Raw genomic sequence first — 20,608 nt, forward strand, 5'->3', positions numbered from 1 at the left:
CGCACCATGGTCATCACCGGCGCGGGCCGCGGCACCGGCCGGGCGCTCGCGATCCGGGCCGGGCGGCTGGGGGCGCGGGTGCTGGTGTCGGCGCGCGGGCTGGACGCGGCTCGGCGGACGGCCGCGGAGATCGCCGCCGACAGCGGGGCCGAGGCGGAGGGCCTGGCCTGCAACATCGCCGACCCCGGGTCGGTACGGGACTTCGCCGCCGAGGTCGCGTCCCGCACCGACCGGGTCGACGTCCTGGTCAACAACGGCGCCCGCTACCTGCACGGCGCCGACCTGCTGGGCGCCGACGACGAGGCGATCGTCGACACCATCGCCTCCGGGGCCACCGGCACCGTCCTGGTGACCCGTCACCTGCTGCCGCTGCTGCGCGCCTCGGCCGGCGCCGACGTGGTCAACCTGGTCTCCGCGGTCGGCGAACTGCGCAACCACCGCTCCGACTCGCACCCCGCCTACTACGCGGCGAAGTCCGCCCAGTCCGGCTTCTCCGACGTGCTCTCCGCCCGCCTGCGCCCCGAGGGCATTCGGGTGATCGCGCTCTACCCGCCGGACTTTGACGACGCCGATCCGCTCGCCCCCGCGTGGGACGCCGCCTCCCGCACGGCCGACGACGTGCTCACCGCCCAGTCCGTCACCGACTGCGTGCTGTTCGCGATCGGTCAGCCCCGGGACTGCTTCATCCGCAGCTTCTACTTCGAGCAGCGGTAGGCGTTCCCGGTAAGCGCTTTCACGGTTCGACGAACTCGACGGTCTGCATCATGCCGAGCTCTTCGTGGTGGAGCTGGTGGCAGTGGGCGAGGGCGCGGCCGGTGAAGTCCTGGTACTTGACCAGGAAGGTGACGGAGTCCCCGGGCGTGCCGCCGACCAGGCCGACGGTGTCGTGCCAGACCGGCGGGTCGAGCGGCCGGCCGTTCCGGTGGGTGACCAGGAACTGGTTGGTGTGCAGGTGGAAGGGGTGGCCGTGGTCCGGGACGGTCTCGTCGGTGCGGACGGTCCACCGCTCCACGGCGCCCAGCCGCAGGGTGTGGTTGACGTAGCCGGGGTCGAAGCGGCCGTAGGCGGGGTCGTGGGCGAGGTCGCCGCCCGGGTCGGCCGGGGGCGTGGAGTTGCTGCCCAGCATGCGGTAGGCGTTGGGGAAGTCCCCGGCGAAGGCCCCCGGGTCGACGTGCAGGACCACCTCGCGGTCGGGGCCGGCGATCTCGCGCTCGTCGAGGAACGGCCGGCCGGGCGGCAGCGAGGCGGGCAGCTCCATCGGCGGGTCGACGGACTCCTCCGTCACCTCGACCGTCATCAGCGGCTCGGACACCCCGTCGGCCCGTAGCTCGTACCGGCCGGGCGCCTCGCCCCGGACCAGGACGTCGGCGCGGTTGCCCATCGCCATGACCACCGTGGTCCGGGGGGCCGGCGCGGCGAACCCGATGCCGTCCTGGGCGATCTGGTGCAACGTCAACTCTCCGCCGTCGCCGGAGAGTTGGAGCTTCAGTGCGGTGAAGGCGGTGGCGGCGACCAGCCGCCACCGCTGGACCTCGCCCCGGCGCAGCCCGAGGGTGGGATTGACCGCGCCGTTGACGGTGAAGACGGACGGGACGCCGGTCACCCAGCCGCCCGAGGTGAAGGCGGGGATCCGGCCGTCCTCGACCTTCAGCTCGTTGATGCAGACGACCAGGTCCGCGGCCGCCTTGATCTCCGGCACCCGATCGACGTCGCCCTCGACGACGATCACCCCGGCCATGCCCCCGGCGATCTGCTCGGCGGTGGATCCGTGCAGGTGCGGGTGGTACCAGTAGGTGCCGGCGGGGTGGTCGGCCGGGACGCAGATGGTCGTCGTGTACCGCGGCTCCGGGGTGCCGGCGGCGACCTCGTCGGCCGTGCGCGGGGTGAACTCGCGCTGGACGTTGTCGGCCTCCCCGGACGGGGAGACGTGCATGCCGTGGGTGTGCACGTTGAAGCTGTTCGCGTGGTGCGGCGTGTTGTGGTCGCCGTGGAAGGGCGAGTTGGGCGGCAGCCCGTTGACATGCGTCAGCCGCAGGGTGTCCCCGGCGCGCACCCGCAGGGTCGGCCCCGGAATCGCCCCGTTGTAGGTGCGCGTGGTGACCGTCCCGTAGCCCGGGACGTCGACCTCCGTGAACCGGACGTCCAGCGTCTGCTCCACCGTCGTCGCCACTGCCCTCGCCGCCGCCGCCCGCGAGGCCGGCCCGGCCGGCTGCGGGAAGCGCGCCGCCGCCGGTGCCGCGGTCGCCGACGGCCCGGTCAGGATCGCGTCGGACGCCACCGCGAGGCCGATGGCGGCCTTGAGGACCAGGCGGCGACTGACCACACCACTCTCTCCCATAGCCGGACAATCTATGCCAAACGGCCAGGCGGGACTTCGGCGGCGCACCGGGGTGTCGCTCTCCGGTGGATCGTACGCGTGTTCGAATGAGGCGTACGCTGGGCGGCATGACGTACCAGCTGCAGGGCTCGCTGTTCGACGTCGGCGATCCGGAGGCGGAACCCGCGCTCGGCCCGCTGGACGGGATCGAACGGACGGTGCTCGGGCACGGGGCGTGGATCGACGTGCTGCCCGGCTGGCTGAGCGGCGCCGACACGCTGTTCGAGCGGCTGGCCGACCGGGTGCCGTGGCGGGCCGGGCGGCGGGAGATGTACGAGCGGGTGGTGGACGTGCCCAGGCTGCTGGCCTTCTACCGCGAGGACGCCGCGCTGCCCGACCCCGTTCTGGCCGAGGCCCGGAACGCGCTCGGCGCCCACTACCGGGAGGAACTCGGGGAGCCGTTCGCCACCGCCGGGCTCTGCCTCTACCGGGACGGGCGGGACAGCGTCGCCTGGCACGGCGACCGGATCGGCCGCGGCGACCGCGAGGACACCATGGTCGCCATCCTCTCGGTCGGCCAGGCCCGCCCCCTGCTGCTCCGCCCCCTGGCCGGCGGCGGCCCGACCGTACGCCGCTCGCTCGGGCACGGCGACCTGCTGGTGATGGGCGGCTCCTGCCAGCGCACCTGGGAGCACGCCGTCCCGAAGAGCACCGGCACGGCCGGCCCGCGGATCAGCATCCAGTTCCGCCCGCGCGGCGTCCGCTGAAGCGCCCGGCCGCGCCCCTGCCCCGTACGGGGCGCGGCAGAACTCCGGACCGGTCGGGGCCGGGTGCCGGCTCAGGGGCGGAGGCGCCCCGTGACGGCGGTGTGGGCGATCGGCGGGCGGTCCCGGAGCGCGAGAAGGTCGTTGGCCACGCTCACGACCGTCAGCGGGTGCTCGTCGCCGCGCACCTCGACACAGGCGGCGGACAGCCCCCGCGGGACCGCCCCGGCGTCGAGGAGGACGCGCCACTCGTCCGGCCCGAGCCCCAGGTACTCCAGCCCGGTCAGGCCGGTGATCTCCAGCGGGTCGGCGAGCGTGCCGGGGTGCGCGATGAGAGTGCGCACCCGCGGCAGCCCGGCGATGGGGGCGAGGCCGAGGGGCGCTCCGCTCCGGTGGAAGATCTGCACGACCTCCAGGTCGGGGTGCGCGGCGGATGCGAGGTCGACCAGGTCAAAGTGGTCGCCGATCCGGGCCGTGACCGGCGACCGCTGCTCGTGTCGGCTGACCGGGACGCGGTTCTCGAAACGGCTCAGGACCAGGTCCGTCAGGGATTCGCCGTACAGCTCGGCACCGATGTGCTGCTCGTGGTCGATGAGGACGACCTGCCCGAGGTGGCCGCGCGGGCCGGGCGTCAGGTCGACGGCGAAGTCGTCACCGCCGTTGCTGCCGAAGACGATCCAGCCGGGCGAGCCGACCAGGCCCTGGACGGCGGCGTCGGGCGGGGTGACGACCGCCTCGGTCGCGGCGTACTGCCACGGGCCCGGCCGTCGGGTCGTATCGGCTATGAACAGCCCGTCCAGGGAGGTGAGTTCGCAGCCGACTGCGGACTCGGCGTCCGCCGGCTCCGCGGAGTCGGCCTCCCAGTCCCCCGATCCGTCCGGTCCGGCCGGGCACACCCTGGTCACGCGGTAGAGCGCCTTGAGCTCCTCGGGCAGTGTGACGCCGAGCCGCTTCTCGGCGGTGGCGATCTCCTCCTCGGTTGCGCCGACGGCATCGGGGAGCCGCTCGCGGAGCGTCCGCTCCAGCAGGGCCGGGTCGGCGGACGGCGCCGGCACCGCCCCGGGCGTCGGCGCGGGCAGGCGGCGCCAGGGCTCGGCGACGGCGCCCTCGACCAGGACGAGCGTGCCGGGGCTCGGGTGCCGGAAGCCGGAGGCGGACTCCATCGCCGGGCCGGCGTCGAACACGTGCAGTACCGTTCGCCCGTCCGGCGCGACGTCCGCCGCGAACATCGCCTCGCGGATGCCCGCCGCTGCGAGCGCGTACTGCACTGCCGCCGCGGCCCGGGCGACGGGCTGCCGGTCGCGGGGCACGGCCGGCTGCCCCCGCGGCGGGAGCCGATGGCTCAGGGGCAGGCTCCACCCCGTCGAACTGATGCTTCCCGCCAGGTGGCCGGCGCCGGCGGCCGGGCGGTCGGCGTGCTCGGCCCGGAGGAGTGTCAGCAACGGTTCCCAGGTGTCGAAGTCGTGGAGCGCGGACACAGGTGGTTCTCCAAGCGGTGGGGCGGGTGCGGGCGGCGGCCCGAGGGACTTTACCGACCGCCGCCGACGGCCGTGCCGGGCACGGGTGGTCACCGAGGGTCGTCGGGCGGGCGTTTCTGCAGCTCAGTCAGATTCCCGGACTTGAATATTTGCGAACGAATGTTCGATGCTGGAGTCGTGCACATGTTCGAACAAGACTCGATCGACTCGCCCGGGGCGGGAGCTTTCGCCCCATTTGCCCACGAGCGGGCGGCGAGTGGCGTTCGAACGCTCGAACGGGATCGAACGGTCGTCGTCCCGCTGCGGCCCGGCACCACCCCCGCTCCCGACGCAGTCCTGTCGGCCGTCGCCGAACCCGAGCTGCTGCCCGTCCTCCCCGCCCTCGCGCCGCTGCTCCCCGGCGGCGGACTGCGGCCCGGCACCGCCGTCTCCGTCACCGGGGACACCGGACTGCTGCTCGCCCTCGGGGCCGGCGCATTCACCGGGACGACCGGGGACGCCGCCTGGGCCGCCGCCGTCGGACTCCCCGAACTGGGGCTGTCCGCCGCCGCCGGCTACGGCTACGACCTGCGCCGCCTGCTGCTCGCCGACCACCCGGGACCGCACTGGCCCGACGTGGTCGCCGCCCTCGCCGGCGCCGTCGGCCTGATCCTGCTGCGCCCCACCGGCCCGGTCGCCCCCGCGCTCGCCGCCCGCCTCACCGCCGTGCTGCGCCGCACCCGCTGCGCGCTGCTGGTCGCCGGACCCTGGCCCGGCGCCACCCAGCGGCTCAGTATTCGCACCGGCCGCTGGTTCGGCCTCGGCGACGGCCACGGCCAGCTCGCCGGCCGCCAGGTCGAAGCCGTCGCCGAAGGCCGCGGCACCGCGACCCGCCCCCGCACCGCCCGCCTCTGGCTCCCCGACGCGCAGGGCGCCGCCCGCGCCCTGGCCCCCGCCGAGCCCGCCCTCGCCCGGCCGGCCCTGGAGGCGGTCTGAGCCGGCCCTGCCCCTCCGTCCCCCCTCTCTTTCCCGTCGACTTCCTCAGATCTCCTCCGATTTCCTTCGAGTGACCAGCCATGAAGCACCCCAATCCGATGCGTAGGCCGACATCGTCCGCGAGCCGTGGTGGCGGCGGGCCGCTGTGGGGTACCGCGCGGGCGGGGGAGGGGGGGTCGGGGTGGGGGCCGGCGGCGCAGCGGGTGCTGGTGGTGTGGTGTCCGGACTGGCCGCTGGTGGCGACCGCGCCGGTGGGCGGGGACGTCGGCGCGGTGGCGGTGGTGGAGGGCGGCCGGGTGCTGGCGTCCTCGGACGCGGCGCGCGCCGCGGGGGTCCGCCGGGGGCAGCCGCTGCGGTTGGCGCAGCGGTTCTGTCCGGAGTTGCGACTGCGCGAGCGGGACGAGGAGGCGGAGGCACGCCGGTTCGAGCCGGTGGTCGCGGCGGTCGAGGCGTTCACGCCGCGGGTGGAGGTGCTCCGGCCGGGGCTGTGCGCGATTCCGGTGAAGGGCCCGGCCCGGTACTTCGGCGGTGAGGAGGCGCTCGCGGTCGGCATCCGGGACGCGGTCGCCGCCGTCCTGGCCGAGACCTGGCCGGCCGCCGCGCCCGCCACGCCGGAGGAGTCCGACACGCTGACCGACGAGGCGGAACCCGCCTGGGTGGACGAGGTGTTCACCGAACAGGAGCCCTCACGCCCACCGCTCACCGTACTCGACGGCGGCTCCGCCGAACCCGCCCCGGCCGGGCCGTCCGCCCCGCTCGCGCTGGTCGCCCCCACTCACCCGGAACCGAAGCCGTCGTCGGCCCCCGAATCGCACCCGGAGCCGGGGCCGGGGCCGGAGCCGGAGCCGGGGCACGAGCCGGGGCACGAGCCGTCGCCGGGGCCTGAGCTGTCCCCGAAGCCTGCGTCCGCTCCGCTCGCGCTGGTCGCCCCCGCCCACCCGGGGCCGAAGTCGTCGTTCGTCCCCGAGCCCAAGCTGTCGCCGCAGCCGCAGCCGCAGCCGCAGCCGCAGCCGTCGCCCGCCCCCGTCCCCGAGCCCAAGCTGTCGCCGCAGCCGCAGCCGTCGCCCGCCCCCGTCTCCGAGCCCAAGCTGTCGCCGCAGCCGCAGCCGCAGCCGCAGCCGTCGCCCGCCCCCGTCTCCGAGCCCAAGTCGTCGCCGCAGCCGTCGCCCGCCCCCGAGCCGCAGTCCGAGCCGGAGCCGTCGCCCCCGCGTGGCCTGCTCGGGGTCGCCGACGGCCTGTTCGCCGCCGTGCTGGCGGCCCGTGCGGAGCTGCTGGTGCCGGCGGGGCGGACGCCGGAGTTCCTCGCGCCGTACCCGGTGTCGACGCTGGGGGAGCCGGAGTTGGCGGAGCTGCTGCACCGGCTGGGGGTGGAGACGGTGGGGGCGTTCGCGGAGTTGGCCGCAGACGTGGTGGCGAACCGGTTCGGCCCGACCGGGAGCGCCGCGCACCGGCAGGCCCGCGGGTTGGACCCGCGTCCGCTGGCGCCCAAGGACCAGGGGCTGGACCTCGCGGTCGAGCAACTCTTCGACCCTCCGGAGGAGTTGGCTGAGCCCCTGGTGTTCGTCGGCCGCACCCTCGCGGAGCGCCTGCACGCCCGGCTGGCCGAGGTCGGACTGGCCTGCCAGCGGGTGGCGGTGGAGGTGTCCTGCGAGGGCGGCCGTACCGTGGCTCGGCTGTGGCAGCACGAGGGGCGGCTGACGGCGGCGGCCCTCGCCGAGCGGATCCGCTGGCAGTTGAACGCCTGGCAGTCCACCGGCACGTTCACCGACGCGGACGGCGCGTTCACCGCGCTGCGGCTCGTCCCGGACGGCCTGTTCCCGGACCGGGGACGGCAGTTGGCGCTGTGGGGCGAGGCGGTCGCGGAGGACCGGGTGGAGCGCGCGGTGGCCCGGGTGCAGTCGCTGCTGGGCTACGCGGGGCTGCGGCGCGGCGCGCCGGAGGGCGGCCGGGCCCCCGGCGAGCAGCAGGTGCGGCTGCCGTGGGACGAGGCCGAACTCGGCGGGAACGCCGAGGCGGACGGCCCCTGGCCGGGCCGGCTCACCGACCCGTCGCCGTCCGTGGTGCCGCCGGACCCGGTGCCGGTGCTGGTGCTGGACCGCGACGGGCAGCCCGTCGCGGTGGACGGCCGCGCCGAGGTGTCCGCCCCGCCGGACCGGGTCGAACTGCACGGCCGCACCCTCGACGTGCTCGGCTGGACCGGCCCCTGGCCGGCCGTCGAACGCTGGTGGGACCAGCGCACCGCCCGCCGCCGGGCCAGGTTCCAGGTCGCGGTGGAGGGCGGACGGGCCCTGCTGCTCACCGTGGAGGGCGGCCGATGGTTCGTCGAAGGAGCCTATGACTGAAAGAAATTGACGAAGCGTCAGGACGAGAAGCTGCTCGGGGGGAGCAGCGGCAACCAGCCACCCCCGAGACCGGAGCACCACCCGCGATGGGATTCACCAGTCACCCCTCGCTCCCCTGGACGGAGCTGCAACGCCGGATGACCGGCGCGGGCACTGCCGCCGTCCCGCGCGCACCCGAGGAGCCCGAACGCCCCAGGCCCGCGCCGCCGAAGGACGCCGTCCCGTGGGCCGAACTGCACGTCCACTCGGCGTTCAGCTTCCTCGACGGGGCCAGCGACCCGGAGCAACTGCTCGACGAGGCAGCCGCGTTGGGCATCGAGACGGTGGCGATCACCGACCACGACGGGTTCTACGGGGCGGTCCGGCTGGCCGAGGCCGCCAAGGGCACCGGCATCCGTACCGTGTTCGGCGCCGAACTCACCGTCGGCCCGGACGACCACCTGCTGGTGCTGGCCCGCGACCCGGAGGGCTACCGGCGGCTGTCCGCCGCGATCAGCGCCGCCCAGCTGCGCGGCGGCGCCAAGAACAGCCCGCGCTACCTGTTCGACGAACTCGCCGACACCCACCACGGCCACTGGGCGGTGCTCTCCGGCTGCCGCCGCGGCCGGGTCCGGCACGCCCTGGAGACCGCCGGCGAGGACGCCGCCGAACGTGAACTCCGCACGCTGGAAGAAGCGTTCGGGGCGCAGAACGTGTACGTCGAACTGACCGACCACCGGCTGCCCGGCGACGACCTGCGCAACGACCGCCTCGCCGCGCTCGCCGCCCGCACCGCGCTGCCGCTGGTCGCCACCAACAACGTCCACCACGCCGCACCCGCACAGGGCAGGCTCGCCCAGACGCTGGCCGCGCTGCACGAACGCCGCACCCTGGAACAGGCCGCGCCGTACACCATGGCCGCCGGCACCGCGCACCTGCGCTCCGGCCGCGAGATGGCGAACCGGCTGCGCAGGTTCCCCGGCGTCCAGCAGGCCACCGTCGACCTCGCCCGGGCCTGCGCCTTCGACTTCGCCACCCTCGACCCGCAACTGCCCGGCTACCCCGTCCCCGACGGCCACACCGAGAGCAGTCATCTGCGCGCCCTGGTCGCCGAGGCCGGACCGCGGCGCTTCGGCCCCGACAACGACAAGGCCCGCCGCCAACTCGCCCGCGAACTCGACGTGATCGAGACCCGCGACCTCGCCGGGTACTTCCTGATCGTCCACGACATCGTCGACTTCTGCCGCCGCGAGAACATCTGGTGCCAGGGCCGCGGCTCCGCCGCCAACTCCGCGGTCTGCTACGCCCTCGGCATCACCGCCGTCGACCCCGTCGCCTACGGCCTGCTGTTCGAACGATTCCTCAGCGTCGCCCGCGACGGGCCGCCCGACATCGACCTCGACATCGAGAACCGCCGCCGCGAGGAGGTCATCCAGTACGTGTACGGGCGCTACGGCCGCGCCCACGCCGCCCAGGTCGCCAACGTCATCACCTACCGGCCCCGGCTCGCACTGCGCGACGCAGCCCGGGCGCTCGGCTACCCCGCCGAGCAGGTGGACGCCTTCACCCGGCAGGTCGAGTTCCACGGCACCGTCCGGGACGACGCCGTCATCCCCGCCGACGTCCTCGACCTCGGCGGTCAACTCCACGGCCTGCCACGCCACCTGGGCATCCACTCGGGCGGCATGGTGCTCACCCGGGAGCCGGTCGGCGAGATCTGCCCCACCGAGTGGGCCCGGATGCCCGGCCGCTCCGTCCTCCAGTGGGACAAGGACTCCACCGCCGGCGCCGGACTCGTCAAGATCGACCTGCTCGGCCTCGGCATGCTCGCCGCCCTGCACGACGCCTGCGACCTGATCGAACAGCACTACGGCGAACGGCTCGACCTCGCCACCATCCCCCAACACGACGCCCAGGTCTACGAGATGCTCTGCCGGGCCGACACCGTCGGCGTCTTCCAGGTCGAGTCGCGCGCCCAGATGGCCACCCTGCCCCGGCTCAAACCCAGGCACTTCTACGACCTGGTGGTCGAAGTCGCGCTGATCCGCCCCGGCCCGATCCAGGGCGGCTCCGTCCACCCCTACCTGCGCCGCCGCGACGGCGTCGAACCCGTCAAGATCCCGCACCCCAGCATGGAACGCGCCCTCGCCAAGACCCTCGGCGTCCCGCTGTTCCAGGAACAGATGATGCAACTCGCCATCGACTGCGCCGGATTCAGCCCCGACGAGGCCGACCGGCTCCGGCAGGCGATGGGCGCCAAACGCTCCCTGGAACGCGTCGCCGTGCTGCGCACCCGCCTGCTGGAAGGGATGGCCGAACGCGGCATCCCGCCGGAGACCGCCGAGGACGTCTACGCCAAGATCGAGGCCTTCTCCAGCTACGGCTTCCCCGAGTCGCACGCGATCAGCTTCGCCTACCTGGTGTGGGCCAGCGCCTGGCTCAAGTACCACCACCCGGCGGCGTTCACCTGCGCGCTGCTCGCCAACCAGCCGATGGGCTTCTACTCCCCGCTCAGCCTGATCACCGACGTGCGCCGGCACGGCGTGCGGGTGCGCGGCGTGGACGTCGCGGTCAGCGACCCCGGCCCGACGCTGGAACCCGGGCGGCACCCGTCCTACCCGCACCCGCTCACCGCCGGGACCCCGCAGGCCGCGATCCGGCTCGGCCTCACCTCGGTGCGCGGCCTCGGCCGGGCGCAGGCCGAGACCATCGCCGCCGGGCGCCCCTACGCCGACCTGGAGGACTTCGCCCGCCGCACCGCACTGCCCCGGCCGATCATGGAGGCGCTGGCCACCGCCGGCGCGTTCTCCTGCTTCGGGCTGAGCCGCCGTCAGGCCCTCTGGTCGGCCGGCCTGTACGCCGCCACCGACCCCGACTCGCTGCCCGGCACCCTCCCCGGTGCGGACGCCCCGCCGCTGCCCGCGATGACCCCGATCGAGGAGACCATCGCCGACCTGTGGGCCACCGGCAGCTCCGCCACCAGCCACCCCGTCCAGCACCTGCGCGAGGCCCTGCACCGCTCCGGCGCCGTCACCGCCGCCCAGCTCCGGCACGTCCCGCCCGGCACCCCCGTCGTGGTCGGCGCCCTGGTCACCCACCGCCAGCGCCCGCCCACCGCCGGCGGCGTCCTCTTCCTCAGCCTGGAGGACGAGACCGGCCTGATCAACGTCATCTGCAACCGCCCCGTCTGGCAGGCCCACCGCCGCACCGTCCTGGAACGCGCCGGCCTGCTCGTCCACGGCACCGTCGAACGCACCCACGGCGCGACCAACCTGGTCGCCACCCGCATCGCGCCACTGCGGCTCGGCATCTGACGGCCCGACAGCAGAAATGGGGTTGCGGGCGTCGGTACCGTATGGATTCGATCAAGGGGGGACACATGTCCAGACGTCTTGCCGCGGCCCTCGCCGTGGCCGCATTCGCCGTCGCCGGCTGCACCTCGGCCGGCCACTCGGGCCCGGCCGCCGGGCCGACCGCGCACGCCGCTCCCGTCGACACCGCCGGGCCCGGGCCGGCCTGCAGCGCGGCGCCCAGTCCCACCGAGACCTACGAGGGTGACTGGAGGGGGCCGCTGCCGGACGAAATCCGCTGCCTGCCGCACATCGCCGAGGGCACCTACTCCTACCTGGCGAGCGGCCCGACCCCCGGCGGGTGGAAGGCCCTCGAAGTCCACGTCACCGAGGACACCACCCCGGAGCAGGCCAGGGCCCTGTGCCTGCGCATCACCGACCTCGGGTGGGGAAGCGGCGGTTCGCACGACGTCACCCTGCTCACGGTCGACGGGTCGGGCCACTACCAGTCGGAGCCCGACGCGCCCAGCGCCTGCTTCGACGGGACCCGCTCGACCGTCTCGCCGACCCTGTCGTAGCGGCCCGCGCTCCTGGCCCGGCGGCCCCGCGAACGCCTGCGCGTGGGGCCGCCGGGCATCTCCGGAACGGCCGTGGAAAGCGCTTGCCAGGGTCGATACGGTGGTGCCCGAACAAGGAGGGAACCATGTCCAGACGCCTCGTCAGCACCCTTGCCGTAGCAGCTTTCGCCGTCGTCGGCTGCACCGCCGCCGACCACCCGGGCCCGACCGCCGGCCCGACCGCGCAGGCGACCCCGGCCGCGGCTGTCGACGCAGCTTTCGGCGAACCCGGCCCGGCCTGCAAGGCCGAACCCAGCCCCACCGAGAGCTGGATGGGCGGCTGGGCGGGGCCGCTGCCGGAGGAGATCCGCTGCCTGCCGCACGTCGACCACGGCACCTACTCGCACCACCCTCCCGAGGCGAACGTCCAGGAGGGCGGCGAGAACGCCGTCTCGGTCAATGTCACGCCCGACACCACCCGCGACCAGACCCTGGCCCTCTGCCTGCGGATCACCGAACTCGGCTACGGCCTCGGCGGCCCGGACAACATCACCTTCCTCACCGTCGGCAATGGCGAGGCGACCGGCCGCTACGCTTCGCTGCCCGGGTGGGCCCCCTGCTTCATGGTGCGCTGACCGGCCGCCGCCCCTCGCCGGGCGGGCCCGCGAAGGCCTGGGCGAGCGGCAGCCAGGCGCGGGCGGTGTCGCCCTCGGCGGTCAGGGCGAGGTCGTCGGGGTGGCGGCGCTGGGTGACCAGCAGGCAGAAGTCCAGGGCCGGGCCGGACACCCGGTCGGCGGCGCCCTCCTCGCCCCACGTCCACAACTCTCCGGCGGGGGAGCGGAGTTCGAAACGGATCGGGGCGGCGGGGGCGGGCCGACCGTGAGCGGCGAACGCGAAGCCGACGGTGCGGACGCCCAGGTGGGCGATGTGCCGCAGACGGTCGGTGGGGGTGCGGACCGCGCCGAGCGCGTCCGCGACGTCCTGGCCGTGCGCCCAGGTCTCCATCAGGCGGGCCGTCAGCATCGACCGCGCCTTCATCGGCGGCCCGAACCACGGCAGCCGCGCCTCCGTCGGTGCCTCCGCCAGCGCCCGGGCCACCTCCGCCCGGCCCGCCCGCCAACGCGTCAGCAACGCGGCCGGCTCCTCCCCGACGCCCTCCGCCGCGCCCCGGTCCACCGCCGCGAGCCCGTCCGCGAACTCCCGCCCCAGCGCCGCGACGAACCCCTCCGGGTCGCGCGCCGCGAGCAGCGTCCACCGATCGGTCCACGCCAGGTGCGACACCTGATGCGCGACCGTCCACCCCGCCGCGGGCGTCGCCACCGCGAACCCGGCCGCGTCCAACCCGCCCACCAGGGAGTCCAGTTCCTCCCCCTCGGCCACCAGATCCGCCGCCAGCCCGTCCACCCGCCACCCCTTTCGCCGCCGATTCCCCCACTCCTACCCCGCCCCACCTCACCCGCACCGGTGACCCCGCTCACCCGTCCGCCGCCGGCCGACCTCTCGACGTCCCCGCGGGCCCTGCGCAGCGGGTTTCGTTGCCGGGCGGGCGGCCCGTCGCGTGGTCTGATGAAGAGTCGGGCGGGCGGAGCGGGAGGTCGGTCGGGTATGCGGGTGGCGGTCGTCGGGGCCAATGGCGAGATCGGTCGGTGTGTGGTGACCGAGGCGCTGGCACGGGGGCATCGGGTGACGGCGGTGGTGCGGCGGCCGGCGGAGTACCAGGGGCTGGCGATCAGTGTGGAGCGCGGCGACGTGCTGGAGCCGGCGGACATGGCCCGGGTCGCGGCGGGGAGCGAGGCGCTGGTGAGCGCGGTCGGCGGTGGGGACGGCCCGGGGCGGGGGCGGCTGATCGAGCCGGCCGCACACGCGCTGGTTGCGGGGCTGCGTCAACTCGGCGACCGGGCACCGAGGTTGATGGTGGTGGGAAGCGCCGGCGGGTTGACCGCCCCGGACGGCGCCCGGCTGTGGGACGACCCGTCGGTGACGCCCCGCCAGCTGGAGGTGATGCGGGCGCACGGCCGCGCGCTGGAGTACCTGCGTACTGTCAGCGACCTGGACTGGACGGTGCTCAGCCCGCCGCAGAGCCTGCTGCCGGGCGAGCGCACCGGCGCCTACCGCACCGCCGTCGACGAGCTGGTCGCCACCCCGGACGGCCTGTCCACCATCTCGCTGGCGGACTTCGCGACCGCCCTGGTGGACGAGCTGGAGACGCCCCGCCACCACGGCGAGCGCTTCACCTGCGGCTACTGAGGGCCGGTCGGCAGAGCGGCGGAGTCGCCGTAGTGGTGCGGCCCGAGGATGTCATGGGTGATCTGCGCGATCTGCCACTGGTAGAAGCTGGCCACCACGGTCAGCGCCAGCACCGCCGCGAGTGCCAGGCCCCGTCCGTCCAGCGGCGCGCGCCTGCGGACGACCCTGCCCAGCTGCCGGACGCTCCACAGGACGGCGGCGACGTCGAGCACCAGCCCGGCCACGGCGAGCACCAGGAGGTAGCCGGGCACGCCCGGCCCGTCGTGGCCGCGAAGGGCCGCGTTCAGCTCCTCCAGCAAGGCCAGAACGGCGGGTGCGGTGCAGAGCCAGCCCGCGACGGCGAGCGGTGGGCAGAGCCACATCCAGGGTCGCCACAGCGCCCGGTCGTTCATCACAGTGAAACCTCCGTTGGCGGGACATCCTGCCAGACGGAGGTTTCACTGTGGTCGTCCGAGCCGTACCGCCGACGCGGGCCCGCCGGTTGACGGGCGGTCAGCCGAGCTGGATCGAGCGCTTGGCCAGGCCCATCCAGAACCCGTCGATGACGCTGCGCTGTTCGCCGAGGTCGGCCTCGCCCGCGCCGAGGGTGACGAAGAGCGGGGCGAAGTGCTCGGTGCGGGGGTGGGCGAGGCGTCCGGCGGGGGCCTTGTGCTCGAAGTCGAGCAGGGCGTCGAGGTCGCGGGCCTCCAGGGCGCGGCGGCCCCAGTCGTCGAACTCGGCCATCACGGAGGTGACCCGGCCGTCGGGGGAGAGGGCGCGCAGGTTGTGGGTGAAGAAGCCGGAGCCGACGATCAGCACGCCTTCGTCGCGCAGCGGGGCGAGCTTGCGGCCGATCGACAGCAGCTGCTGCGGGTCCAGGGTGGGCAGCGAGATCTGCAGGACGGGGATGTCCGCGCCCGGGTACATCTCGACCAGCGGGACGTACGCGCCGTGGTCCAGGCCGCGGTCCGGCACGTCCTGCACGGGAGTCCCGGCGGTGCGCAGCAACTTGCGGACGGAGTCGGCGAGTTCGGGCGCGCCGGGGGCGGCGTACCGCACCTGGTAGTAGTGCTCGGGGAAGCCCCAGAAGTCGTACACCAGGGGGATGGTCCGCACCGCGCCGATCGCCAGCGGGGCCTCCTCCCAGTGGGCGGAGACCATCAGGATCGCCTTGGGGCGGGGCAGGTCGGCGGACCAGGAGGCGAGCTGGCCGGGCCAGATCGGGTCGTCGGCCAGCGGGGGCGCGCCGTGCGAGAGGTAGAGAGCGGGCATGCGCTCGGTGGTGGCGGTGCTCATGGTCCGTCCTCCTGGCGTGGTCCGGCGATCCGAAGAGTTCGAAGGTTCAAATTTGAACCGAACGCTGTCGACGGTACACCTGAGTTCAAATTTGAACAACCGGAGTAGGATGCGGGGCATGGACGAACCCCGCTGGCTCGACGAGACCGAGATGGCCGCCTGGCGCGGATTCGTCGAGGCCACCAACCTGGTCGCGCGGCGACTGGAGCGGCAGCTCAAGGACGATGCGGGGCTGTCGCACACCCAGTACGAGATCCTGGTGCAGCTGTCCGCCGTCCCCGACGGCTCGCTGCGGATGACCGACCTGGCCGACCGGCTGGTCACCTCCAAGAGCGGCCTGACGTACCAGATCACCCAGCTGGAGAAGGCCGGACTGGTCGGCCGCCGGTCCTGCCCCAGCGACGTTCGCGGCGTGTTCGCCGAACTCACCGAGCAGGGCCGGCAGGCGTTGCGGGCCGCCGCCCCGGGGCACGTCGCCGCCGTCCGCGAAACGCTGATCGACGTGCTCACCCCGGAGCAGCTGACCGCCCTGGCCGAGAGCCTCGGCGCCGTCGCCGACCGCCTGCGCGCCGCCGACGCGTAGAGAGCGGAAACGTGGGGGCCGGACGCCTGGAGATCGGGCGGCTGGCGATCGGGCGCCTGGAAATCAGAGGGGCGTCGCGCGGACGCAGAGCACGTCCGGCAGATGCGAGGTGAGCAGCGACCAGTTCTCGCCGCCGTCCGCCGAGCCGTACACCTCGCCGTTGCGGTTGCCGAAGTAGACGCCCGCCGGATCGGCGTCGTCGGTGCACAGGGCGTCGCGCAGGACCACGCCGTAGTGGTTCTCGTGCGGCAGGCCGGTCTCCAGCGGCTGCCAGGTCTCGCCCGCGTCGGTGGTGCGGAAGATCCGGCAGCGGCGGTCCACCGGCAGCCGGGCGTAGTCGGCGTCCAGCGGGAACAGGTACGCGGTGCCCGAGGTGTGCGGGTGGGCGGCCACGCCGAAGCCGAAGTCGGCGGGCAGGTTGCCGGCGATCGACGTCCAGGTCCGGCCGGAGTCGTCGCTGCGGTACACCCCGCCGTGGTTCTGCAGGTACATCCGGTCGGGATCGGTCGCGTCCCGGGCGATCTTGTGCACGCACTGGCCGTACTCGGGGAAGCGGTCCGGCAGGAAGTCCGCCTTGATGCCGGTGTTGGACGCCTCCCAGCTGCTTCCGCCGTCGGCGGTGCGGTAGACGCCGCCGGAGGAGACCGCCACCGTCAGCGCGTCCGGGTCGCGCGGGTCGGTGAGGACGGTGTGCATGCCCTGGCCGCCGAAGCCGGCGCCCCAGTGCTCCCGCTGCGGGTGGTCCCACAGTGCGTCGACCAGGCTGAAGGACTCGCCGCCGTCGGTGGAGCGGAACAGCGCGGCCGGTTCGGTGCCCGCGTACACCACGCCCGGCGCCTCCGGGCCGGCCGGCTGCAACTGCCACACCCGCTCCAGCGAGGCGCCCGTCCGCTCGGGGAAGCGCACCGCCGGCTTCGACGGCTCCTGCCAGCTCGCGCCCAGGTCGTCCGACCACCACACCGACGGGCCCCAGTGGCTGCTGTCCGCCCCCACCAGCAGCCGGGTGCGCCCGCCTCGGCGGTCGATGCCCACCGAGTAGATCGCGTTCATCTGGAAGTGCGGGCCGCTGAACTCCCACCTCTCGCGGTCCGAACTGCGGCCCAGGAAAAGGCCCTTCTGCGTGCCGACGGCCAGCAGGACGTCCCGTACGTCGCTCATCGTGAACCATCCGGAATTCGGTTGTGCACGGTCCCGCAGCAGTCTCCTCCCGAGGTCCGACAGGTGCACGGCAGCGCGCCGCGACACCCGGGCCGGGGCATGGTGGAATGCATGGGCGCCCTTGATGGTTTATGATTCAACAACACCCCGATGGAGGAGGACCCGATGGCATCCACGATCGACCTGCGCCGCGCCGACCAGCGCTTCCACACCCGCGCCGGCTGGCTGGACTCCAAGCACTCCTTCTCGTTCTCGCGCCACTGGGACCCGGCCAACACCCACTTCGGCCTGCTGCTGGTCTCCAACGACGACATCGTCGCCCCCGGCACCGGCTTCGACACCCACCCGCACCGGGACATGGAGATCATCACCTGGGTGCTCGACGGCGGCCTGGTCCACCAGGACTCCGAGGGCCACAACGGCGTCATCTACCCCGGGCTCGCCCAGCGGATGAGCGCCGGCACCGGCATCCTGCACAGCGAGAAGAACGACTCCTGGACTCTCACCGGCGAGCCGGAGCACCAGGACCCGGTGCACTTCATCCAGATGTGGACCATCCCCGACGCCGCCGGAATCGCCCCCGGCTACGAGCAGCTCGACATCAACGACCAGCTCGTCCAGGGCGGTTGGACCACCCTCGCGTCCGGCATGAGCAAGCACTCCAACCAGCGCGCGATCGGCATCCGGCAGAAGCACGCCGCGCTGCACGTCGCCCGCGTCCGTCCCAACGAGACCCTGGAACTCGCCACCGCCCCGTTCGTCCACCTCTACGTGGCCCGCGGCGAGGCCGCCGTCGAAGGCGCCGGCCTGCTGCACGAGGGCGACGCGCTGCGCATCACCGGCGCCGAGGGCCAGCGGGTCACCGCCGGGCCGGAGGGCGCCGAGCTGCTCCAGTGGGAGATGAACGCCACCCTGAACTGAGCCCGCAACGCCAAGAGGCGACGCTGGGAGGCGACGCTGAGAGGCGACGCGGAAAGGCGCGGCGCTGAGAGGCGGCGCTTAGGGGCAACACCGAAAGGCCCGCCACACGGCGGGCCTTTCGGTGTTGCCCGGAGGTTGCTCGGACGCTGTCCGTGCGAGGGCGGCGGCCTTGTCCGTGCGAGGGCGGCGGCGTTCGGGCGCGACGAAGGGGCGCCGGGAGAGTCCCGGCGCCCCTTCGTCGTGTGTCGTGCCCGTCCGGACCGGCGTGCGGCGGACGTCAGTTCTGCGCGGGCTTCTGGGCCGCGACGCCCGCGTGCACCTCGGCCATGTCGAGCTTGCGGGCCTGGCCGATCAAGTCCTCCAGGGCCGCCTCGGGGAGCGCGCCCGGCTGGGCGAAGACCAGGACGCCCTCGCGGATGATCGCCAGAGTCGGGATCGACCGGATCTCGAACGCCGCCGCGAGCTCCTGCTGCGCCTCGGTGTCGACCTTCGCGAAGGTGATGTCCGTGTGCTTCTCGGCGGCCCGCTCGAAGACCGGCGCAAACTGGCGGCAGGGACCGCACCAGGCCGCCCAGAAGTCGATCAGGACGAACCCCTTGCCGTCCTCACCCTGGACCACCTCGTCGAAGTTGTCCTTGGTCAGTTCCACCGTGCTCATCGCCGCCACCTGCCTTTCACAGCCGGGTATCTCCGTCGCGGGCCCGGTCCCGGACCCACGGCCGTCACAACTCCGCCACCTGCGGAACTATTCCGGGGCTCGACTTCCGCCGAGCGGTCCGGACCCGCCGTACGTACCCCTGGGCGAACTGTTCGAACCGCGGGCCCGGCAGCGCCGGTCACCGTGCCCGCCCGGCGGTGAACACCCCGGCGCGGCACACTGGGGAATGAGGAGGCCACGCGGGCCCGGGAGCTGTCCGCCGCGGGGCGCGTGGACGGCCGAGATGCACGAGATGCACCCGATTCCCCTGCTCTGCCCACGCTGCGGCGAGCCGCAGCAGGTCGTCCACATCGACGACCCGCACCACCCGATCCGGGTGGTGCACACAGAGACCGGCCGCGAGGCCTGCGAGCCCGCCTCCGGCGACCATCCCGCCGCGGCGAACCCGACGGAAAGCTGAACACCCAGTACCCACCCGGGAGGTGGACGCCATGCAGACACTCGTCGGCTGGCACATCGAAATGGAGTTCCAGGAGGACGGCAACCGCACCAGAGCCGCCGCCATGGTCCGGCTCGGCGACGGAACGGAGCTGCGCGCACACGGCTACTCCACCCGCCACCACTCCGACAGCCCGCAACTGCGGGTCGGTGAGGAGGTCGCCGGGGCGCGCGCCCTGAACGACCTCGCCATGCAGTTGCTCACCAAGGCCCACAAGGAGGTCGGGCAGCCCAGCTGATCCGACGGCCCGTCAGAGGTCGGTCAACGGCACCGACGGGTCCGCCAACCGCTCCGGGTCCACCTTGTGCCCGGAGCGGACCATTTCCCGGATCGGGTCGGTGACGTCCCAGACGTTGACGTTCATCCCGGCCAGCACCTTGCCGCCGGACAGCCAGAACGCGATGAACTCCCGCCCGGCGACGTCACCGCGGAACACCACCCGGTCGTAGCCGCCGGGCTCCGCGTAGCCGGTGTACTCCATGCCCAGGTCGTACTGGTCCGTGAAGAAGTACGGAACGCGGTCGTACGCGGCGTCCTTGCCGAGCATCGAGGCCGCGGCGACAGCCGGCTGGTTGAGCGCGTTCGCCCAGTGCTCGACCCGGATCGGCTTCCCGAACAGCGGATGGAAAGCGTTTGCCACATCGCCCGCCGCGAAGATGTCGGGGTTCGACGTCGCCAGGTGCTGGTCGGTGCGGACGCCGTTGTCGACGGTCAGCCCGGCCCGTTCGGCGAGCGCCGTGTTGGGGCTGATCCCGACGCCGACCAGCAGGACGTCCGCGGGCACCGTGCTGCCGTCGCCGAGACGCACGCCGTCCGCCCGCAGCTCCTCGACCTTGACGCCGAATCGCAGGTCGACGCCGTGCTCGCGGTGCAGATCGGCGAAGACCTGGGCGACCTCCCGCCCGAGGACGCGCAGCAGCGGCAGCTCGGCCGCCTCCAGCACGGTCACCTCCGCCCCGGCGGTACGGGCCGCGGCCGCCGCCTCCAGCCCGATCCAGCCCGCGCCGACGATCACCACCCGGGCGCCGGGCCGGAACTCCGCCTTCAACCGCTGACTGTCGCCGACCCGCCGCAGGGTCTGCACGAACTCCCCGTCCCCGCCGGGCACCGGCAGCCGGCGCGGCGACGAGCCGGTGGTCAGCAGCAGCTTGGAGTACGGCAGGCGGTCACCGCCCTCCAACGCGACGGTGTGCGCGGCCGGGTCGATCGCGGTGGCCGCGGTGCCCAGCCGGAGGGTGACCTCGTGCTCCTCGTACCAGTCGGCCGGGTGGACGTAGATCTTCTCCCGCTCCTCGTTCCCGAGCAGGTAACCCTTGGAGAGGGGCGGCCGTTCGTACGGCCGCTCATTCTCGTCGCCGACCAGGGTGACCGGCCCGGCGTAGCCCTCCGCGCGCAACGCCTCCGCAGCCTTCGCCCCGGCCAGGCTCGCCCCGACGATCACGATTCCGGTGTCCATGCCCAATCTCCTTCCCGCCACACGGCTCTCCCAGACCATGGCACCGCGACGCCATCCCCGGGGGGACCCGCGCCGGGTGGGGGAGGGGTTGGGTGCTGTTGTTCGGCCC

Annotated in this window: 20 protein-coding genes; 12 read left to right on the top strand and 8 right to left on the bottom strand. The window is 74.0% G+C overall.

Annotated features, from left to right (window positions below; translation table 11 throughout):
• Positions 1–6 precede the first annotated feature (6 nt).
• Complete coding sequence (locus tag ACIQF6_RS24900) at positions 7–714, top strand: SDR family oxidoreductase (protein ID WP_400898863.1); 708 nt, start codon at positions 7–9, stop codon at positions 712–714.
• A 19-nt stretch (positions 715–733) separates the two neighbouring features.
• Here the strand turns inward: ACIQF6_RS24900 and ACIQF6_RS24905 are convergent, their stop codons facing one another.
• Entirely contained in the window at positions 734–2,338 is a 1,605-nt protein-coding gene (locus tag ACIQF6_RS24905) for a multicopper oxidase family protein (RefSeq protein WP_400898612.1), read from the bottom strand.
• A gap of 107 nt (positions 2,339–2,445) precedes the next feature.
• Here ACIQF6_RS24905 and ACIQF6_RS24910 point away from each other — a divergent pair, with 107 nt between their 5' ends.
• Positions 2,446–3,084 carry an alpha-ketoglutarate-dependent dioxygenase AlkB gene (locus ACIQF6_RS24910; protein ID WP_400898614.1) on the top strand — a complete coding sequence of 213 codons (639 nt, stop codon included), beginning with the start codon at positions 2,446–2,448 and terminating at the stop codon, positions 3,082–3,084.
• A gap of 71 nt (positions 3,085–3,155) precedes the next feature.
• Here the strand turns inward: ACIQF6_RS24910 and ACIQF6_RS24915 are convergent, their stop codons facing one another.
• Positions 3,156–4,559 carry an SMI1/KNR4 family protein gene (locus ACIQF6_RS24915; RefSeq protein ID WP_400898616.1) on the bottom strand — a complete coding sequence of 468 codons (1,404 nt, stop codon included), beginning with the start codon at positions 4,557–4,559 and terminating at the stop codon, positions 3,156–3,158.
• A 183-nt stretch (positions 4,560–4,742) separates the two neighbouring features.
• On the opposite strand from ACIQF6_RS24915, the gene ACIQF6_RS24920 reads away from it, so the two are divergent.
• The 5 genes from ACIQF6_RS24920 to ACIQF6_RS24940 all read left to right on the top strand — a co-directional run bounded on the left by ACIQF6_RS24920 (position 4,743) and on the right by ACIQF6_RS24940 (position 12,337).
• Positions 4,743–5,534, top strand: coding sequence for a hypothetical protein (locus ACIQF6_RS24920; RefSeq protein WP_400898618.1), 792 nt, complete (start codon positions 4,743–4,745; stop codon positions 5,532–5,534).
• 203 nt (positions 5,535–5,737) lie between these two features.
• A complete protein-coding gene (locus ACIQF6_RS24925; RefSeq protein WP_400898620.1) occupies positions 5,738–7,876 on the top strand; it encodes a hypothetical protein in 2,139 nt (712 codons plus the stop codon).
• A gap of 86 nt (positions 7,877–7,962) precedes the next feature.
• On the top strand, positions 7,963–11,169 hold the full coding sequence (locus ACIQF6_RS24930) for an error-prone DNA polymerase (protein ID WP_400898622.1): 3,207 nt from the start codon (positions 7,963–7,965) through the stop codon (positions 11,167–11,169).
• Between the two features lie 65 nt (positions 11,170–11,234).
• Positions 11,235–11,723: a hypothetical protein gene (locus tag ACIQF6_RS24935; RefSeq protein ID WP_400898624.1), complete on the top strand. Its 489-nt coding sequence runs from the start codon at positions 11,235–11,237 to the stop codon at positions 11,721–11,723.
• Between the two features lie 125 nt (positions 11,724–11,848).
• Positions 11,849–12,337, top strand: a complete 489-nt coding sequence (locus tag ACIQF6_RS24940) for a hypothetical protein (RefSeq protein ID WP_400898626.1) — start codon at positions 11,849–11,851, stop codon at positions 12,335–12,337.
• On the opposite strand, the gene ACIQF6_RS24945 is transcribed toward ACIQF6_RS24940, so the two are convergent.
• The gene (locus ACIQF6_RS24945; RefSeq protein WP_400898628.1) at positions 12,324–13,106 is read right to left on the bottom strand and encodes a TIGR03084 family metal-binding protein; all 783 of its coding nucleotides are present in this window, start codon (positions 13,104–13,106) and stop codon (positions 12,324–12,326) included. The genes ACIQF6_RS24940 and ACIQF6_RS24945 overlap by 14 nt on opposite strands.
• 201 nt (positions 13,107–13,307) lie before the next feature.
• On the opposite strand from ACIQF6_RS24945, the gene ACIQF6_RS24950 reads away from it, so the two are divergent.
• Positions 13,308–13,949: an NAD(P)-dependent oxidoreductase gene (locus ACIQF6_RS24950; protein WP_400898630.1), complete on the top strand. Its 642-nt coding sequence runs from the start codon at positions 13,308–13,310 to the stop codon at positions 13,947–13,949.
• On the opposite strand, the gene ACIQF6_RS24955 is transcribed toward ACIQF6_RS24950, so the two are convergent.
• Both ACIQF6_RS24955 and ACIQF6_RS24960 read right to left on the bottom strand, forming a co-directional pair.
• Positions 13,943–14,341 carry a hypothetical protein gene (locus tag ACIQF6_RS24955; RefSeq protein WP_400898632.1) on the bottom strand — a complete coding sequence of 133 codons (399 nt, stop codon included), beginning with the start codon at positions 14,339–14,341 and terminating at the stop codon, positions 13,943–13,945. The genes ACIQF6_RS24950 and ACIQF6_RS24955 overlap by 7 nt on opposite strands.
• A 100-nt stretch (positions 14,342–14,441) precedes the next feature.
• Positions 14,442–15,224, bottom strand: coding sequence for a dioxygenase (locus ACIQF6_RS24960; protein WP_400898634.1), 783 nt, complete (start codon positions 15,222–15,224; stop codon positions 14,442–14,444).
• Positions 15,225–15,342: 118 nt separating this feature from the next.
• On the opposite strand from ACIQF6_RS24960, the gene ACIQF6_RS24965 reads away from it, so the two are divergent.
• A complete protein-coding gene (locus ACIQF6_RS24965) occupies positions 15,343–15,807 on the top strand; it encodes a MarR family winged helix-turn-helix transcriptional regulator (RefSeq protein WP_400898636.1) in 465 nt (154 codons plus the stop codon).
• A 63-nt stretch (positions 15,808–15,870) separates the two neighbouring features.
• Here ACIQF6_RS24965 and ACIQF6_RS24970 read toward each other — a convergent pair whose 3' ends face one another.
• Entirely contained in the window at positions 15,871–16,965 is a 1,095-nt protein-coding gene (locus ACIQF6_RS24970) for a WD40/YVTN/BNR-like repeat-containing protein (RefSeq protein ID WP_400898638.1), read from the bottom strand.
• A 165-nt stretch (positions 16,966–17,130) separates the two neighbouring features.
• On the opposite strand from ACIQF6_RS24970, the gene ACIQF6_RS24975 reads away from it, so the two are divergent.
• Complete coding sequence (locus ACIQF6_RS24975; RefSeq protein WP_400898640.1) at positions 17,131–17,886, top strand: pirin family protein; 756 nt, start codon at positions 17,131–17,133, stop codon at positions 17,884–17,886.
• A 277-nt stretch (positions 17,887–18,163) separates the two neighbouring features.
• Here the strand turns inward: ACIQF6_RS24975 and trxA are convergent, their stop codons facing one another.
• The gene (gene trxA, locus ACIQF6_RS24980; protein ID WP_400898642.1) at positions 18,164–18,544 is read right to left on the bottom strand and encodes a thioredoxin; all 381 of its coding nucleotides are present in this window, start codon (positions 18,542–18,544) and stop codon (positions 18,164–18,166) included.
• A gap of 292 nt (positions 18,545–18,836) precedes the next feature.
• Between trxA and ACIQF6_RS24985 the strand changes: the two genes are divergently transcribed.
• Together ACIQF6_RS24985 and ACIQF6_RS24990 are read left to right on the top strand one after the other, a co-directional pair.
• The gene (locus ACIQF6_RS24985) at positions 18,837–19,004 is read left to right on the top strand and encodes a hypothetical protein (RefSeq protein WP_400898644.1); all 168 of its coding nucleotides are present in this window, start codon (positions 18,837–18,839) and stop codon (positions 19,002–19,004) included.
• Between the two features lie 31 nt (positions 19,005–19,035).
• The gene (locus ACIQF6_RS24990; RefSeq protein ID WP_400898646.1) at positions 19,036–19,281 is read left to right on the top strand and encodes a DUF1876 domain-containing protein; all 246 of its coding nucleotides are present in this window, start codon (positions 19,036–19,038) and stop codon (positions 19,279–19,281) included.
• 12 nt (positions 19,282–19,293) lie between these two features.
• On the opposite strand, the gene ACIQF6_RS24995 is transcribed toward ACIQF6_RS24990, so the two are convergent.
• The gene (locus ACIQF6_RS24995) at positions 19,294–20,499 is read right to left on the bottom strand and encodes an NAD(P)/FAD-dependent oxidoreductase (RefSeq protein WP_400898648.1); all 1,206 of its coding nucleotides are present in this window, start codon (positions 20,497–20,499) and stop codon (positions 19,294–19,296) included.
• Positions 20,500–20,608: the final 109 nt, after the last annotated feature.

Source organism: Kitasatospora sp. NPDC092948, assembly GCF_044754805.1.
GTDB lineage: Bacteria > Actinomycetota > Actinomycetes > Streptomycetales > Streptomycetaceae > Kitasatospora.